This window comes from Clostridium sp. HV4-5-A1G, assembly GCF_900184915.1.
GTDB classification, from domain to species: Bacteria; Bacillota; Clostridia; order Clostridiales; family Clostridiaceae; genus Clostridium_B; species Clostridium_B aromativorans.
On the sequence record NZ_FXYI02000339.1, the window covers coordinates 1 to 1,364 of the forward strand.

The 1,364-nt window shown below is 32.0% G+C and carries 1 protein-coding gene; it reads left to right on the top strand.

What is annotated here, in order from left to right:
* Positions 1 to 93 precede the first annotated feature (93 nt).
* Positions 94 to 1,335 (top strand): peptidase T, encoded by a 1,242-nt coding sequence (gene pepT / locus J5G60_RS18335; protein WP_150357177.1) that lies wholly within the window; start codon positions 94 to 96, stop codon positions 1,333 to 1,335.
* Positions 1,336 to 1,364: the final 29 nt, after the last annotated feature.

Consider the following 1,364-nt stretch of genomic DNA (forward strand, 5'->3'; position numbering starts at 1 on the left):
TCTGTTGGTCTCTTATATTTGTATAAGAGACAGATAATATAATTATAAAGTACTTTTTATGTTCAGATATTTTATTTTATTGGAGGAATTTGTATGGAAAATGCTGTAGATAAATTATTGAGATATGTAAAGTTTGATACTAGCTCTGATGAGGAATCCAGCACTGTGCCGAGTACTTTAAAGCAGTTGAAGTTGGCAGAGCAGCTTTCAGAAGAATTGTCAAGGCTCAATATGAAGAATATATCCCTGGATGAAAAAGGTTATGTTATGGCTACGTTACCTGGCAACACAAATAAAAAAGTTCCAACAATCGGTTTTATATCCCATATGGATACCAGTCCTGAAACTTCAGGAAGAAATGTAAATCCCCATATATTAGAAAATTATAATGGCGAGAATATAATTTTAAATAAAAAGGAGAATATAATTTTAAGTACCGAAGATTTTCCGGAGATAAAGAATTATAAGGGTAAGAAAATTATAACTACGGATGGAACAACTTTATTAGGTGCAGATGACAAAGCTGGTATTGCAGAGATAATGGCTGCAATGGAGTATTTAGCGGAACATCCAGAAATAAAACATGGAGATATAAGAGTAGGATTTACACCAGATGAAGAGATAGGGAGAGGACCAGATCATTTTGATGTAAAAAAATTCAATGCTAAATTTGCATATACAGTGGACGGTGGAGCCCTTGGAGAACTGGAATTTGAGAATTTTAATGCAGCTTCTGCAAAGATAACAGTTTCTGGAAGAAATGTACACCCTGGTGAAGCAAAAGGGAAAATGATAAATTCAATGCTCATAGCTAGTGAATTTATAAATATGCTTCCTAAAGATGAAATTCCGGCATCTACGGAAGGATATGATGGATTTTATCATCTAGTTTCAATGAAAGGAAATGTAGATGAAACTAAACTTAATTATATTATAAGAGATTTTGATCAGAATAAATTTAATGGCAGAAAAAGTTTTATAGAAAGATGTGTAAAAAAAATAAACGAAGAATATGGCAGAGAGGTTATAGATGTTAAAATAGAAGAACAGTATAAGAATATGAAAGAAAAAATTGAGCCTGTGAAATATATAGTTGACATAGCTTTTAAGGCCATGAAGGAAGTTGATGTAGAACCTAAAGTTGTACCAATTAGAGGGGGTACCGATGGAGCAAGACTTTCTTTCATGGGACTTCCAACCCCTAATATATGTACAGGAGGACATAATTTCCACGGCAAATTTGAATATATACCGGCTTTTTCCATGGAAAAAGTAGTACAGATTATAATTAAAATAGCCCAGATAACTGAAAAAAATTATAGTAACTCTTTTTAGAATTTATAATATTATATTCAATATAAGAT